This window comes from Mesorhizobium sp. A556, assembly GCF_054489545.1.
Map to the genome: position 1 here is coordinate 175,567 of NZ_JBTMXA010000003.1, position 15,358 is coordinate 190,924.

Annotated in this window: 11 protein-coding genes; 4 read left to right on the forward strand and 7 right to left on the reverse strand. The window is 64.2% G+C overall.

Translation table 11 applies throughout. The features are described from left to right. Positions 1-2: 2 nt before the first annotated feature. Positions 3-191 carry a DUF1674 domain-containing protein gene (locus ACX3P0_RS09300; RefSeq protein ID WP_459079317.1) on the reverse strand — a complete coding sequence of 63 codons (189 nt, stop codon included), beginning with the start codon at positions 189-191 and terminating at the stop codon, positions 3-5. Between the two features lie 133 nt (positions 192-324). On the opposite strand from ACX3P0_RS09300, the gene htpX reads away from it, so the two are divergent. The 4 genes from htpX to purH all read left to right on the forward strand — a co-directional run bounded on the left by htpX (position 325) and on the right by purH (position 6,236). Beyond that, on the forward strand, positions 325-1,320 hold the full coding sequence (gene htpX / locus ACX3P0_RS09305) for a zinc metalloprotease HtpX (RefSeq protein WP_459087996.1): 996 nt from the start codon (positions 325-327) through the stop codon (positions 1,318-1,320). Continuing rightward, positions 1,311-2,714 (forward strand): RsmB/NOP family class I SAM-dependent RNA methyltransferase, encoded by a 1,404-nt coding sequence (locus tag ACX3P0_RS09310; RefSeq protein WP_459087997.1) that lies wholly within the window; start codon positions 1,311-1,313, stop codon positions 2,712-2,714. Before htpX ends, ACX3P0_RS09310 begins: the two co-directional genes overlap by 10 nt. Positions 2,715-2,812: 98 nt before the next feature. Further along, positions 2,813-4,537: a heparinase II/III family protein gene (locus ACX3P0_RS09315; RefSeq protein WP_459087998.1), complete on the forward strand. Its 1,725-nt coding sequence runs from the start codon at positions 2,813-2,815 to the stop codon at positions 4,535-4,537. A gap of 82 nt (positions 4,538-4,619) precedes the next feature. Next, positions 4,620-6,236: a bifunctional phosphoribosylaminoimidazolecarboxamide formyltransferase/IMP cyclohydrolase gene (gene purH / locus ACX3P0_RS09320; protein ID WP_459087999.1), complete on the forward strand. Its 1,617-nt coding sequence runs from the start codon at positions 4,620-4,622 to the stop codon at positions 6,234-6,236. A 202-nt stretch (positions 6,237-6,438) separates the two neighbouring features. Here purH and ACX3P0_RS09325 read toward each other — a convergent pair whose 3' ends face one another. From ACX3P0_RS09325 to ACX3P0_RS09350, 6 genes are all read right to left on the reverse strand, one after another. Continuing rightward, on the reverse strand, positions 6,439-7,815 hold the full coding sequence (locus tag ACX3P0_RS09325; RefSeq protein ID WP_459088000.1) for an MFS transporter: 1,377 nt from the start codon (positions 7,813-7,815) through the stop codon (positions 6,439-6,441). A gap of 298 nt (positions 7,816-8,113) precedes the next feature. Further along, positions 8,114-12,913 carry an NAD-glutamate dehydrogenase gene (locus tag ACX3P0_RS09330; protein ID WP_459088001.1) on the reverse strand — a complete coding sequence of 1,600 codons (4,800 nt, stop codon included), beginning with the start codon at positions 12,911-12,913 and terminating at the stop codon, positions 8,114-8,116. Between the two features lie 176 nt (positions 12,914-13,089). Next, complete coding sequence (locus ACX3P0_RS09335; protein WP_459088002.1) at positions 13,090-13,368, reverse strand: type II toxin-antitoxin system RelE/ParE family toxin; 279 nt, start codon at positions 13,366-13,368, stop codon at positions 13,090-13,092. 2 nt (positions 13,369-13,370) lie between these two features. Continuing rightward, entirely contained in the window at positions 13,371-13,643 is a 273-nt protein-coding gene (locus tag ACX3P0_RS09340; protein ID WP_459088003.1) for a CopG family ribbon-helix-helix protein, read from the reverse strand. Between the two features lie 63 nt (positions 13,644-13,706). Next, positions 13,707-14,321: a LysE family translocator gene (locus ACX3P0_RS09345; protein WP_459088004.1), complete on the reverse strand. Its 615-nt coding sequence runs from the start codon at positions 14,319-14,321 to the stop codon at positions 13,707-13,709. Positions 14,322-14,355: 34 nt separating this feature from the next. Then, positions 14,356-15,267 carry a DMT family transporter gene (locus ACX3P0_RS09350; protein ID WP_459088005.1) on the reverse strand — a complete coding sequence of 304 codons (912 nt, stop codon included), beginning with the start codon at positions 15,265-15,267 and terminating at the stop codon, positions 14,356-14,358. Positions 15,268-15,358: the final 91 nt, after the last annotated feature.

A 15,358-nucleotide genomic window follows, 5' to 3' on the forward strand; every position in this document is an offset into this window, starting at 1 on the left:
TTTCAGAAATCGCTGGTCAGGCCCTTCACTTCCCAGTCACCGTAGCGTCCGGGTTCCTTGCCGCCGCGACCGCCCAGTTCCTTCGGCAGGGTCGCTTCGTTTGCGTGAGCCAGACGGCGCGCTTCTGCTTCGGCCAACGCGCGCTTGGCCTCGGGCGTCAACGTCTTTGCCTGGATGTCGGTATCGGTCATTTTTCTGCTCCGTCGGCTATGGAAGCCTTCCGGTGGATTGAAACAGGGGTGACTATTCCCCATCCTATAGCGAAACCCGGGCCAGATCGTAATGATGAATTACGGATGGACCCCGCCGCTAGTGGAGCAGACGATGAATACCCTTCGCACCGCCATGCTTCTCGCCGTGATGACGGCGCTGTTCATGGGCGTCGGTTATCTGATCGGCGGATCGGGCGGCATGATGATCGCGCTGGTGGTCGCCGCCGGCACGAACCTGTTCAGCTACTGGAACGCCGACAAGATGGTTCTGTCCATGAACCACGCCGTCGAGGTCGATGAAAAGAACGCGCCCGAATATTACGCCATCGTGCGCGGCCTGGCCGAGCGCGCCGGCCTGCCGATGCCGAAAGTGTACCTGATCGACAGCGAACAGCCGAACGCGTTTGCCACCGGCCGCAACCCGGAGCATGCGGCGGTTGCCACCTCCACCGGCCTGTTGCAGCGCCTGTCGCATGAGGAAGTCGCAGCCGTGATGGCGCATGAGCTTGCCCATGTGCAGCACCGCGACACGCTGACCATGACCATCGTCGCGACCTTTGCGGGCGCGATCTCGATGCTGGGCAATTTCGCCTTTTTCTTCGGCGGCAACCGCAACAACAATTCGGGCTTCATCGGCGTGCTGGTGGCGATGATCGTCGCCCCCTTCGCCGCCATGATCGTGCAGATGGCGGTGAGCCGCACCCGCGAATATGCCGCCGACCGGCGCGGCGCGGAAATCTGCGGCAACCCGCTTTGGCTGGCTTCCGCTCTTGACAAGATCGCGCGCAACGCCGAACGCATCCCCAACCCGACTGCCGAACGAAATCCGGCAATGGCCCATCTCTTCATCATCAACCCTCTTTCCGGCGAGCGCATGGACAGTCTGTTTTCTACCCACCCGGCAACGGAAAACCGCATCGCCGCCTTGCAGGCGATGGCGCGCGACATGGGCGAGACCGCAACCGCCCGGGAAACCGTTCGCGAGGCCAGCCCGAGCGGTCCGTGGGGCGATGCGAACGAGCCGGAAGCGACAGCCGAACCAGCGCCGCCGAAGGCCAATCCGTGGGGACGCAATCCCACCTCCGGGCCGAAAGGCCCATGGTCTTGAGCGGCTCCGGGGACGGCGCACAACGCGAAAGAAATCCTCGGCCACGGGGCGCGCCTGTTGATCATGAGGCTGCCCGCACGCCCGGCCTTGCCGCGCGCAAGGCGGCTGCACGGCTGCTGGCCGCCGTCATCGATGCCCGGACGCCGCTCGACGGCATGACCGACCATGACAGCGGCCACCCGATGTATCGCTCGCTGGACATGCGCGACCGCGCGCTGGTGCGCGCCATCCTCGTTACCGCGCTGCGGTATCGCATGACCATTGCCGGGCTGATCGCGCGCCGACTGGACAAGACGCTGCCGCCCAACGCCACCGCGCTCTCGCACATCCTGCATGTGGCGGCGGCGCAGATATTGTTCCTCGACATCCCAGACAGCGCCGCCGTCGACCTCGCCGTCACCCACGCCAAGTCCGATACGCGCACGGCGCGCTTTTCCGGCCTCGTCAATGGCGTGCTGCGCGGTATCGCGCGCGGCAAGGATACCGATCTCACTGATGCGCTGGCGAAAACCGACGAAGCGCCGAAATGGTTTTCAGATCGGCTCGAACAGGCCTATGGCGCGGAGACGGCAAGGAAGATCCTTCAGGCCCACCGGCATGAGGCGCCGGTGGATTTCTCGGTGAAATCCGATCCGGAAGGCTGGGCGGAAAAGCTTGGCGGCATCGTCACGCCGACCGGCACGGTGCGGGTGGAAAAGCTTGCCGCTTCCGTCCCCGAATTGCCCGGCTTCGCCGAAGGCGCATGGTGGGTCCAGGACGCCGCCGCCAGCCTGCCCGCGCGCCTGCTGGGCGACATCAAAGGGCTTCGCGTTGCCGACCTATGTGCCGCTCCCGGCGGCAAGACCGCGCAGCTTATCCTTGCCGGGGCCAAGGTCACCGCGCTCGACACCTCGAAGAACCGGATTGTGCGCCTGGCGCAAAACCTGGAGCGGCTCGGGTTTGAGGCGGAGATCGTCCAGGCCGATTTGCTCCAATTCGAGCCGGAAACGCTGTTCGACGCGGTGCTGCTCGATGCGCCCTGTTCCTCCACCGGCACCGTGCGCCGTCATCCGGACGTGCCGTGGACGAAGACACCGGCCGATGTCGACAAGCTTGCGGATTTGCAGCGACGGCTACTCGCGCGCGCGGTCACGCTGGTCAAGCCGGGCGGGCGGATCGTGTTTTCCAATTGCTCGCTCGACCCGCGCGAAGGCGAAGACCTTTTTGGCGAATTTCTGGCGGAGACGCCGGGCGTCGCCAGCGATCCGCTCCTGCCCGGCGAAATCCCCAGCATCGACCCGTTTCTTTCGCCGCAAGGCACGCTGCGCAGCACGCCAGCCGACATGGACCTCGGCTCGCCGGGGCTTTCCGGTCTTGACGGCTTCTTTGCCGCGCGTTTGCGCAAGGCCGGCTGAACAAGCCAATCAGGACGGGAAATACGCGAAACCGCCTTCGCACAAGCCTTTGAATCAAATAGTCTTGTCTTTTGATAAGCAGCGATTCTGGAGGCGTATTGGCCATCGAAGCCGGCAACACGACGCGCGTATGGATGCTCGTCGCACAGGAGGTATGGCGCAGGTCGCGCCGACGCCTGCGCGCCGGGCCTGCCTATCGCTGGCGCTATTCCGGCCGGACGCCCGAGCGTGTGCTCATTGCCCCGCCCGATTTGCGCCTGGCCGATCCGCAGATCGCGCTCGAGATATACTACGGCCGCTATCCTTTCTCCGGGCACCTCGTCGAGAGCGGTGGCCAGTCGCCGTTTCAGATCGAGATCGCCAATCGCGGCTGGCAAAAGAGCCTGCACGGCTTTCGCTGGCTGCGCCATATGCGCGCCGCCGACACCGACCTTGCCGCCGCCAACGCGCGCGCCCTGGTCACCGACTGGATCGCCATGCATGGCGGCCGCATAGCGGGCGTCGCCTGGGAACCGGGAACAACCGCCAAGCGCATCATTGCGTGGCTGCAGCATTCGTCCGTCGTGCTGCAGGGCGCGGAGTTTCCCTTCTACCGCGCTTTCCTGAAGTCGCTGGCCATGCAGATACGCTATCTGCGCTCGATGGCGAGAGAAATGCCGGACGGCAAGGACCGGCTGCGCGCCCGCATCGCGCTGGCTTTCTCGGCCTTGTCGTTGCCCGCACCGGCCACCGCGCTGCGCGCCGCCACCCGTAATCTCAGCGAAGAGCTCGACCGCCAGATCCTGCCGGACGGCGGCCATATCTCGCGCAATCCGATGGCCGTTCTCGAAATCCTGGCCGATCTTCTGCCGCTTCGCCAGACCTATGCCAACCAGGCGGAAACCCCGCCGGCCGCCCTGATGGGCGCCATCGACCGGATGCTGCCGGCGCTGCGCTTTTTCCGCCATCAGGACGGCAGCGTTGCCCGCTTCAACGGCATGGGCGCGACCATCCACGACCGCGTCGTGGCCATCCTGCGCCATGACGACACCAGCGGCGCGCCGTTGCTGCATGCGCCGCATTCGGGTTATGAGCGGCTTTCCATGGGCGGCGTCACCGTCATCGCCGATACGGGTGCAGCACCCCCCATCGACGTTTCAGGTTCCGCGCATGCCGGCTGCCTGTCCTTCGAACTGTCGTCCGGCCGCCAACATTTCATCGTCAATGCCGGCATCGACACCTATGGCGCAGCCGAATTCCGGCCGCTGGCGCGGGCGACCGCCGCACATTCCACGGCAACGCTCAACGATACGTCGTCGGCGCGCTTCAGCCATACGCCCCGCTTCAGCGACCTGCTCGGCACGCCGCTGGTCGGCGGGCCGCGCCATGTGCCCTGCCGGCGCATAGACGACCGCGAGCGCCAGGGTTTCATCGCGCGCCATGACGGCTATGCCGCACGCTTCGGCCTTCTGCACGAGCGCGAACTGGGGCTAATCGCCAATGGCAATGTGCTGGCTGGCCGCGACCGCTTTTTGCAGGCGGGCGGCGGAGCGATCCATAAGGACGCGAAGGACGCCGTTGCGATCCGCTTCCACATTCACCCCGACATCATCCTCTCCCGTGACGAGCACGACCGGCTGGTGCTGACGGCGGACAATGCCGACCGCTGGGTCTTCACCTCGTCGGAGATCGAGCCGCAGGTTGAGGAATCGATCTATTTCGCCGGACTAGGCGGGCCGCGCCGCAGCCGCCAGATCGTGCTGGCGTTCCGCGCATCCGAGCTTGCCGAGGTCCATTGGCAGATGACGCGCACGAAAATCGCCGGCGCCCCACCAAGAGACTGACAAGCTGCCTCGGCAACGGTTTAATTTGGACGCGCCGTGTGATACGGCCCAGCCAACATCCCCCATGAAAGGCTGCATCGACATGGCCGTCGCCTCCAAAATGATTCCCGCGCCCGATCTCGTGCCGGTGCGCCGCGCCTTGCTTTCCGTCTCGGACAAGACAGGGCTGGTCGAGTTCGCGCAGACATTGGCAAAGGCGGGTGTGGAGCTTGTCTCGACCGGCGGCACGGCAAAGGCCATCGCCGCAGCCGGCATCGCGGTTCGCGACGTTTCCGAACTGACCGGCTTTCCCGAAATCATGGACGGGCGGGTCAAGACGCTGCACCCTTCCGTGCATGGCGCGCTGCTCGGCGTGCGCGACGATCCCGAGCATGTGGCGGCGATGCACAAGCACGGCATCGAGCCGATCGATCTCGTCGTCGTCAATCTCTACCCGTTCGAGGAAGTGCGCCGCTCGGGTGCGGACTATGCCTCCATCGTCGAGAACATCGACATTGGCGGCCCGGCGATGGTGCGCGCATCGGCCAAGAACCACGCCTATGTCGCGGTCGTCACCGATCCCGAAGACTACGCCTCGGTGCTCAACGCCATCGAGATGAACCTCGGCTCGCTGTCGCTGGATTTCCGCCAGAAACTGGCCGCCAAGGCCTTTGCCCGCACCGCCGCCTATGACGCGTCCATCTCCGGCTGGTTCGCCGACGCGCTTGCCGTCGAGCATCCGGGCTGGCGCGCTTTCGGCGGCAAGCTTGAAACCGTGATGCGCTACGGCGAAAACCCGCACCAGCAGGCCGGTTTCTACGTCACCGGCGACAACCGGCCGGGCGTCGCCACGGCCAGGCAGCTTCAGGGCAAGCAACTGTCCTACAACAACATCAACGACACCGACGCGGCGTTCGAACTGGTCGGCGAATTCGACCCGGCCCGCTCGGCGGCCATCGCCATCATCAAGCACGCCAATCCGTGCGGCGTGGCCGAGGGCGAGACGCTGAAGGATGCCTATCTGCGGGCACTTGCCTGCGATCCGGTTTCGGCCTTCGGCGGCATCGTCGCCATGAACCGCACCCTTGACGCAGACGCGGCGGCAGAAATCGTCAAGACCTTTACCGAGGTCATCATCGCGCCCGACGCCAGCGAGGATGCCGCGCGTATCGTTGCGGCCAAGAAGAATCTGCGCCTGCTGGTAACCGGCGGCCTGCCCGATCCGCGCGCGCCCGGCACGACCGCGAAATCGGTCGCCGGCGGCCTGCTGGTGCAGAGCCGCGACAATGCGGTGGTCGAAGACCTGGACCTCAAGGTGGTGACCAAGCGCGCGCCGACCGACAAGGAAATGGCCGACCTGAAATTCGCCTTCCGGGTCGCCAAGCACGTCAAGTCGAACGCCATCGTCTATGTGCGCGACGCAGCTACCGTCGGCATTGGTGCCGGCCAGATGAGCCGAGTCGATTCATCGCGCATCGCCGCGCGCAAGGCGTTGGATGCGGCTGAAGCCGCCGGCATCGCCGAGCCGTTGACCAAAGGTTCGGTCGTCGCCTCGGATGCGTTCTTCCCGTTCGCCGACGGCCTGATTTCAGCCATCGAAGCCGGCGCCACCGCCGTCATCCAGCCGGGCGGCTCGATGCGCGACGACGAAGTCATCGCCGCCGCCGACGCCCACGGCATCGCCATGGTGTTCACCGGCGTGCGGCACTTCCGGCACTGACTTTTCCCTTCTCCCCTTGTGGGGCCCGAAGGGCGGGCGAGGCCCGTGACTCGCCCCGGGCAGTAGCCGAGCGAAGCGAGGTCGGATGAGGGGTGTTGGCCGGAGCGCCAGCGCCTCATTCTTACCAACACCCCTCATCCGTCTCGACGCTGCGCGCCGATCCACCTTCTCCCACAAGGGGCGAAGGCAAAAAGCAACGGCCCTATTCCTTCTGCCTGTCCGCCGGATAGGGCGTGCCGGCCAAAATCCACATGCCGGCCCCGAGAAACAGGATAATCGCGGCCATGCCTAACCGGGGCGAGCCGCTGACGGCGGTAATCGTCGCCACGGTGAAGGGTGCGGCGAAGCTCGTGGCGCGCCCGGCGAGCGCATAGATACCGAAATAACGGCCCGATTCCGCCGCCGTGACGCTGCGCGCCATATAGGAGCGCGACGACGCCTGCACCGGGCCGAAAGCCAGCCCGATCAAAAACCCGAACGCGATATACGCTTTTTCCGCCGGCGTGCCGAACAGGCCGCCCGTACTCTCGCCTGGCATCTGCCACAAGCCGAACAGCGTATAACCCGGCCCCGTCGAGACGATGCCAAGCGTGGCAACGGTCAGGAAAACCAGCGAAATCATCACCATTTTCTTCGAGCCGAGCGACGTGTCGAGCCTAGCCGCGACCAGGCAGCCGAAAACGGCTACGACATTGAGGATGATGCCGAAGATGCCGATTTCGGTGATCGACCAGCCGAACATCGCGGCAGCAAAAGCGCCGCCCAGCGCCAAAAGCGCGTTGACGCCGTCCTGATAAAGCATGCGGGCGACAAGGAAGCGGAAGATGCCGCCGCGCTCGCGCACCTCGGCGATCGTCGCCTTCAGTTCCTTCAGGCCTGCCCGCACCGCCGGACCAATTGGAATGCCCCGCACCGCATCGGGCGTGTAGAAAAACATGGGCAGGATGAAAACGAGATACCACAGCGCCGACAACGGCCCGGTGGCGCGCGCGTCCTCCCCCAGTTTCGGGTCGAGGCCGAATAGCGGCGTCACGCCGATGATGGTCTTGCCGCTTTCCGGCGACCCCGCCAGGAAGGCGACGACGAAGATCAGCGCGATCATGCCGCCAAGATAGCCGAGCCCCCAGGCGACATTGGAAATCCTGCCGATCTCGCTCTTCGGCACCAGGCGCGGCATCATGGAATCGTTGAAGACGGTCGAGAACTCGGCCGCCACCGAGGCAAGCGAGAAAAGTAGCACGGCGAGGAAAAGGCTCGATCCGGGAGCCGCAAACCACAGCAGCGAGAGACTGCCGATCTGGATGATGGCGAAGAAGCCGATCCACGGCTTTCGCGGCCCGGTCTGGTCGGCGATGGAACCGAGCACCGGCGACAGGATGGCGATGACAAGGCCAGCCGCTGCGATGCCGTAGCCCCAAGCCGCCTGCCCCATGGCCGGGTCGCTCGCCATGCGCGACACGAAATAAGGGCCGAAGATGAAGGTGGTGACGAGGGTGAAGAAGGGCTGTGCCGCCCAATCGAACAGCATCCACCCCCAGATGCCCCGGCCGGTAGCGCGCTGAACGGTCGCGTCGGTCATGTTTTCTCCAGCCGCCTGTGACTTTCAGATGACTGCACGTTTTTCCGGGCGGTGCAAAGGGCAATCGAAGTGGAAGGTACAGTGCGTTGGCTAACCCCCACCCCTAACCCCTCCCGCAAGGGGGAGGGGAATCAGGTGGCGCTTGAGTCAAACGGCCAAGCACTCTGCCCGAGGTGTCGGCGCGAAAAATTCCCCTCCCCCTTGCGGGGAGGGGTTAGGGGTGGGGGTAATTCCCATGCAAAAGGTTTTCCCGGAAGCGAACCGGCGAATTTCAGCCCTCGGCCCGCGACGAACCCGCTTACATCCCCGTCAAGTCGCTCATCAGGCCGGCGGCAACCGACAGCCGCGAAACGGTCAGTTCGCCGCCTTCGGTCAGCGCCTGCAGGCGCTCGCGCACCCGCGCGATGTTCCCGCCACCCGCCTCCAGCCATGACGCGACCGGGTCGGCAGCGCCTGCGTGGGAGGTCAATGCCGCAACCGCGATGCCGCGCCGCGCCGCGCCGATCGTGTCGCCAGCCCGCGACAGGGCAAGCTGATCGTAATAGTCCGACGGCGTGATCGAGTGCACGGCGTCCTCGATGCGGGGGATACGGAAAGCCTCGCTGACCGCGAAGAACGCCCTGGCGGCGGCAACGATATCCGCCTTGGCTATCCTTGCGGTCAGCGCGATATCCGGGATCAGTTCGGAGATATCGTTCAAGGCGAGGCGCTCGGCCAGTTTCTCTGGCGCGCCACCCGCCAACAGGTCCTGCCTGCGTTGTTCCACCCGCTGGCGCGAATAGGCGGGCAACAACGCCAGCAGCTTGGGCTCGAGCGCCTTGCGGACTTCGACCAGATCGGCGATGCGCTTGTCGAGCGGCGCGGCGGCGGTATCGTTTTTCAGATACCAGCCGCTCGTCATGAAAATCAGCCGGCTTACCGACTGGTAGAGATCGAGTTGCACCTGGCCGTCGATCTTGTTGTCAAGCGCATCGATCTCGCGGTAGAGCGCCGGCAGGCCGAAGCCGTCGCGGACGGCGGCGAACGTGCGCACGACATCGGCGGCGCTTCGCCCGGTAGACTCCTGCAGGCGGTTGACGAAGGACGGACCGCCGCGATTGATCAGGTCGTTTGCGACGACGCGGGCGATGATTTCGCGGCGCAGACGATGGCCGTGGATCTCCGTGGCGTATTTCCGGGCCATGCGCTCGGGGAAGTACCCCATCAGGTCGCGGTCGAAATGCGGCTCGTCGGGAACGTCCGAAGCGACGATATCGGAAAACAGTACGATCTTGGCATAGGCCAGAAGCACGCCGAGTTCCGCCCTTGTCAGCGGCTCGCCGCGCGCTTCGCGTTCAGCCAACGCTGCAGGAGAAGGCAGGGTCTCGACTGCCCGGTTGAGCAGGCCGCGCGCTTCCAACGCTTCCATGAACCGACCCTGATGGGCGATATCGGTCAATCCACGCTTGCGAGCCAACGAAAGCGCCAGCGTCTGCTGGGTGTTGTTGGCAAGCACCAACTGCCCGACTTCGTTGGTCATTTCGGCCAGCAGCTTGTTGCGCGCGGGCCGCGCCAACTCGCCCTTGCGCATGGCGGACGCCAGTGCGATCTTGATGTTGACCTCGACGTCGGAGCAATTGACGCCGCCTGAATTGTCGATGGCGTCCGAATTGCACTGCCCGCCCTTCAGGCCGAATTCGATGCGCGCGCGCTGGGTGACGCCGAGATTGGCGCCCTCGCCGATGACCTTGGCGCGCACGTCCGAAGCGGTCAAGCGGATCGCGTCGTTGGCGCGGTCGCCGACTTCCTGGTTGGTCTCCCCAGAGCCGCGCAGATAGGTGCCGATGCCCCCGAACCACAACAGGTCGACGGGCGCTGCAAGAATAGCCCGCATGATTTCGCTCGGCGTCGCCACGGTCTTTGACAGACCGATCGCGGCGGCAGCGGCCGCCGGAAGAGTTACCGTCTTCTGGCTGCGCGAGACGATGACGCCGTCCTTCGACAGTTTAGACTTGTCGTAGTCCTGCCAGCTCGAGCGCGGCAGGTCGAACAGCCGCTGGCGCTCGGCGAAAGAGACCGCCATGTCCGGGTCGGGATCGATGAAGATGTCGCGATGGTCGAAGGCGGCGATAAGCCGTGTCTGCTCGGACCGCAGCGCACCGTTGCCGAACACGTCGCCCGACATGTCGCCGACGCCGACCATGGTAAAGGGCGTCGTCTGGATGTCGCGGTTCATCTCGCGGAAATGCCGCTTTACCGCCTCCCATGCGCCTTTGGCGGTGATGCCCATCTTTTTGTGGTCGTAGCCGGCCGAACCGCCGGAGGCGAAGGCATCGTCCAACCAGAAATCGTGCGCCTGGCTGATGGCGTTGGCGGTGTCGGAAAACGTTGCCGTGCCCTTGTCGGCGGCGACGACGAAATAGGGATCGTCAAAATCGCGGCGCGTCACGCCGACGGGCGGCACGACATGGTCGATGTCGATATTATCGGTGATCGACAACAGGCTGGAGATGAAATTCCGGTAGGCGGCCTTGCCGGCCTCGAACACTGCCTCGCGGCTGCCGCCTACAGGCAAGCGCTTGGGATAAAAACCGCCCTTGGCGCCGACCGGCACGATCACGGCGTTCTTGACCTGCTGGGCCTTGACCAGCCCGAGAACTTCCGTGCGGTAGTCCTGGGCGCGGTCCGACCAGCGCAGGCCGCCGCGCGCGACCGGACCGAAGCGCAAATGAACGCCCTCGACTTCGGAGCCATAAACGAGGATCTCGCGCCACGGCTTCGGTTCGGGCAGGCCATCGATAGCGCGGGAATCGAGCTTGATCGCCAGCGACTGGCCTTTTTCCGACTTGCCCGTAACGAAATGGTTGGTCCTCAGCGAGGCCTCGATCAGATTGAGATAGCGGCGGATGATGGTGTCGTCGTCGATATTGGGGACGTCCTCCAGCGCATCCTTGATCTTGGCCTTGAGGTGCTTGGCGGCAACGACGCCCTCGCTTGCGGCATCCGGCCCGAGCAGGGCGACGAACAAGGCGTGAAGCCCGCGCGCGATGTCGGGATAGCGGTTGAGCGCGGCGGCGATGAAACCCTGGCTCTGCGGAATGCCGGCCTGCTGCAAATAGCGCCCATAAGCGCGCAGCACGGTAATCTCGCCCGACCACAGGCCGGCGGTCTGGGCAAGCCCGTTATAGCCGTCATTGTCGACATCGCCGTTCCAGACGGCCAGAAAAGCGTCCGCGAACAACGCGCCGCCGTCGCCAAGCTCTATCGGCTTGCCGTTGGTGCTTTCCAGTTCCATGTCGTGGATGAACACCACGTCGGCCGTGTCCCGGCCGATCTCGAACGTACGCTCGCTGATGACCTGGAAGCCGATATTTTCCAGGATGGGAACGCGCCGCGACAGCGCCACCGGCGCGCCGTGATGGTAAATCTTCAGCGAAGCCTGCGTCGCGGCCTGGCCGGCATCGCGATAGTAATCGATGGCGATGGGATTGCCGGCGTTGATCCTGGAAATGCGTTCGGCATCGGCCAGCGCGACGGCCGCGGTGAAGCTGTCGCGGTAGCTTTCGGGAAAGCGCGCGGCGATGGCGTTGAGGCTCGTGCCGCTGCCCGTCGCCTCGGCGGCCTCGGCCAGCGCATCCTCCCAGGTCCGCACCATATCGCGGATCTCGGTCTCGATGACCGCCTGCTCGATTTTCGGCGTCTTGCCGCCGGAGCGGCCGATAATGAAGTGGATGCGCGCCAGCCCGCCTTCGGGAAATGCCGGATAGTAGGCCGACAAGCGCCCCTGATAAATCGTCTTCAGATAGGCGCCGATCTTTTCGCGCGCGACGCTGTCGTAGCGGTCGCGCGGCACGAAGACGAGGATCGAGACGAAACGGTCGAACTGGTCGACGCGCACCAGCGCCCGTACGCGCGGCCGGTCGATCAGGCCAAGGATCGCCTCGGCGTGCTTGCGCAGCGTCGGCACCGGAACCTGGAACAATTCGTCGCGCGGATAGCTTTCCAGCACATTGATCAGCGCCTTGCCGGAATGGTCGCCCGCATCAAAGCCCGCCTTGGAAATGACGCTTTGCGCCTTCGAACGCAGATAGGGGATTTTCATCACCGAGCGCGTATAGGCCGTCGAGGTGAACAGGCCGACGATACGCAGTTCGCCCGACAGCACGCCCTTGGCGGTGTATGTCTTGACGCCGACATAGTCGAGGTAGATGCGGCGGTGGACGACCGACTTGGCGTTTGCCTTGGTGACGATCAGCGGTTCTGGACCGTGCAGGAAGGCACGGATTTCAGGCGTCGTCGTAACTGCCTCGGTGCCCCGGCGCAGCACCAGCACGTCGGGATCGGTCAAAATGCCTAGCCCCTCGCCCTCTTCGCGGTCCAGCGTGCCGCTCTTCTCGCCGCCGCTATATTTGTATTCGCGCATTCCCAGGAAGGTGAAATTGTCGTCGCGCAGCCATTCGAGGAAGGCGATCGCCTCGGTAACGTGGTTCTTGTCGAGCGGCACCGGCGCATAGCGGAACTCGGAGATCGCCTGGTCGAGCCGGGCCAGCATCGGCTTCCAGTCGACAACGCAGGCGCGGACCTGCCTCACCACCTTTTCGAGCCGTCCCGCCAAGGCCTGTGCCTGTTCTGCGGTCAGCCTGCCGACATGGACGTGAACGACGCTCAGGCGGTCATACGCCGGATCGCCTTTGGCAAAACCGCCATCGCCGAGAATTTCGGCCACGCCGTTTTTGCCGTGCTTGACCACGATGACCGGGTGCGTGACGAGGTAAGGCTCGCTGAACTCTTCGGTAATCTCGCCCAGGATCGAATCGAACAGGAAAGGCATATTGTCGTTGACGACGGTAATGACGGTTACCGGACGGCCGTCGCGGACAACGCCGGACTCGGCATCGATGGCGACGACGCTTTCTCCTTTCCTGTGGCGGGCAACCGCGTTGCGGGCCAGGGCGGCGGCGCGCTGCAAGTCGGCTTCATCGTAGCTGGCGACATCTTCGGCGGGCGCGCGCGACAGCAGGTAGTCAGCGAACCCGGCGGGCTTTTCTCCGGGCTTTCCCGTTTCTGCTTTCGCTCCTGGAGCGCTTTTCGGTTTACGCGCAGTTTTCGGGTTTGCCATAACGCTGAATTCTCCCTCCTGGCCCAGGCTTTAACCTATCGTAACCAGATGATCCGTGTTTGGCGACAAGGGTTTGACGCCCGCCAAAGATAAATAACGATTAGCTTTCGGATGCCGGTCAGAGCGCCGAATGCAGGGAAAAGCGCGGCCTCGGGCTGGACGTGGTGCGTGGCAAATCAGTAACCGGCTTCTTTCTGATGCCGGAATGCGAGGATGAAGACGGAATTTTCCGCAGGGACAAACCGGTACAGCGCCGCATAGCCGGTTGCGCCGAACGGTATCAAGAACTCACGCAATCCCGGCTCATCAGGGTGGGGCCGACCGATGTCCGGATGCGTTTCAAGCAAGAGAAACGGATTGGCTATCGCGGCGGCGGCACGCCGCGCCGCCAGTGGATTTTTGGTAGCCAGAAAACGGCGGCATCTTTCCAAACCGGGAACGGCGCCGGCCGTCACGATTACTCGTGGCACGCAGGCGCTTCCGTTTCCTTTTCAGTACCCCAATCACCCAGCCAGTCTCGCACCTCTTCGCCGGTCAAGTGCAGCCCTGTTTCACGATAGGATTTCCAGGCGGCTTGCGCCTCTGCCTGAAAGCTCGCCTGTGCTTCCTCCCGGCCGACATACTGCTCGATCGCTTCGCGCATTATCCAATGCGCCGAGCGCTTGCGGCTCTCCGCCAGGCGCTGCACGCGTCCTTTCAACTCGTCGTCGATCTTGACGGAAACAGCCATGATGATTCCCAGGTACTACCAAGTGCTACATAGGCTGTTTCTACGATTGAGCAAGAATGCCGATCACGACCGCGTTGCGATCGCCGCGGCCGCTCCCGCCATCGTCGTTGCACTGAGGCGGTTGGCGATCCTCATGGCGCGCGGGCTTTTCAGGAGTTTTCGCGCCTGCGAGGCGGCGAGCGCCCAGAACAGGTCGACCGAAACCAGCACGATGGCCATGGTCAGCGTCAGTTCGATCCAGCCGGCGACGGTGACCGAGGCAAGATCGATGATCGTCGGCAGCAGCGCCAGATAGAACATCATGATCTTGGGATTGCCGAGCGTAACCGCCATGCCGGCGAAGAACAGTTTTGTCGGCGAATCCTCGCGCGGCATCTCGCCCTCGCGTGCCTCGACCGGCGCGGTCCACATCTTCCAGGCGAGGTAAGCGAGATAGCCGACACCGGCCCATTTTACGACCACGAAGGCGACGTGGAAGGTCTGCGCCACCACCGCCAGCCCGAAGACGGCGAAGGAAAGCCAGATGCCCTCGCCGATCCACATGGCGGCAAGGAAGGGAAACACATCGCGAAAACCCTTGGAGATGACGCGCGCGACGAGCGCCGCGATCGACGGGCCGGGCGAGCCGGCAGCGACGAAAAGGGCCGCGGCAAAGATGAGCAGCGAAGTGAATGTCACGGCGACTTTCCTTCTCGATGGCGAGCGCCGCGCTCTATACCGCAGCGACTTCGATTGGCTGAGCCAGCCGGGGTTTTGACCGGGATGCGACCAGGCAGCCAGCAATAATAAGTCCAGCACCCGCCATTGTCGACCAGCCGACGGCTTCGTGGAAGAACACCCATCCGAGTAGAATAGCCCAGACGAAAGCCGAGTACTCGGTCGGGATAAGATATTGGGCTTCGGCGCGGGCATAGGACCAGCTCATCATGAAATGCCCACTGAGCGCCAGCACCGTTACGCCCGCCAGAGGCAGCCATAGTTCCTGCGGCAGTGCAACGCCCAGCCATGGCGCGGCAAGGCCCAGCGTGACGCCGACGATGAGGTTCTGGAAGAACACGATCTCGAGCGGCTTCGCCATCAGCGCCTGTCGGCGCGCCAGGATCAAATTGTAGGCGTAGAGCGCCGCCGAGGCGAGGATGGCGGCCATTCCCAGGGTGGCGTCCGGGGAGTGATCGGCACCGTTGAACTTGCCAAGCATGATGACGATCACGCCCGCCATGCCAACGACGGAACCCCATACCGCGAAACGACCGATCTTCTCCCCCAACAGCATGGCGGCAAGGAACAGTGCCAAGAGCGGCGCGATGAAGGAGAGCGCGATCGCCTCGGCCAGCGGCAGGCGGCCCAAGCCGAAAAAGAAGGTCAAGGCGACGAAGGTGACAATCACGCCGCGCAAGACATGAAGCCGCAGCACATGCGCCCTGGGAGGCTGGCTGGCCGTGGCAGCCCAACTCGCTCCCGCCACGAAAGTCGCAAAAACGCTGCGCCACAGCAGCACGTTATAGGCGCCGAGCACAAGGACGAGCCCCTTCACCGCCGCGTCCATCGCCGAAAGCAGGAATATGCCCAACGTACAGACAAGAACGGCCAGCAGGGGGGATGTCGCGTTCTTGAGGTCAGGCATGTTTCAATCCAGATGCACTGGTAGCCGCTAGACTGGAACCATGGACACGCCAAGGGCGCAGCCGGACCTATCTCAAGGTCCAGACCGCGCC

What these genes read in the sequence shown, in the direction of transcription:
- ACX3P0_RS09300 (WP_459079317.1), bottom strand. Translation starts at nt 191, where the DNA reads ATGACCGATACCGACATCCAGGCAAAGACGTTGACGCCCGAGGCCAAG.
- htpX (WP_459087996.1), top strand. Translation starts at nt 325, where the DNA reads ATGAATACCCTTCGCACCGCCATGCTTCTCGCCGTGATGACGGCGCTG.
- ACX3P0_RS09310 (WP_459087997.1), top strand. Translation starts at nt 1,311, where the DNA reads ATGGTCTTGAGCGGCTCCGGGGACGGCGCACAACGCGAAAGAAATCCT.
- purH (WP_459087999.1), top strand. Translation starts at nt 4,620, where the DNA reads ATGGCCGTCGCCTCCAAAATGATTCCCGCGCCCGATCTCGTGCCGGTG.
- ACX3P0_RS09325 (WP_459088000.1), bottom strand. Translation starts at nt 7,815, where the DNA reads ATGACCGACGCGACCGTTCAGCGCGCTACCGGCCGGGGCATCTGGGGG.
- ACX3P0_RS09330 (WP_459088001.1), bottom strand. Translation starts at nt 12,913, where the DNA reads ATGGCAAACCCGAAAACTGCGCGTAAACCGAAAAGCGCTCCAGGAGCG.
- ACX3P0_RS09340 (WP_459088003.1), bottom strand. Translation starts at nt 13,643, where the DNA reads ATGGCTGTTTCCGTCAAGATCGACGACGAGTTGAAAGGACGCGTGCAG.
- ACX3P0_RS09350 (WP_459088005.1), bottom strand. Translation starts at nt 15,267, where the DNA reads ATGCCTGACCTCAAGAACGCGACATCCCCCCTGCTGGCCGTTCTTGTC.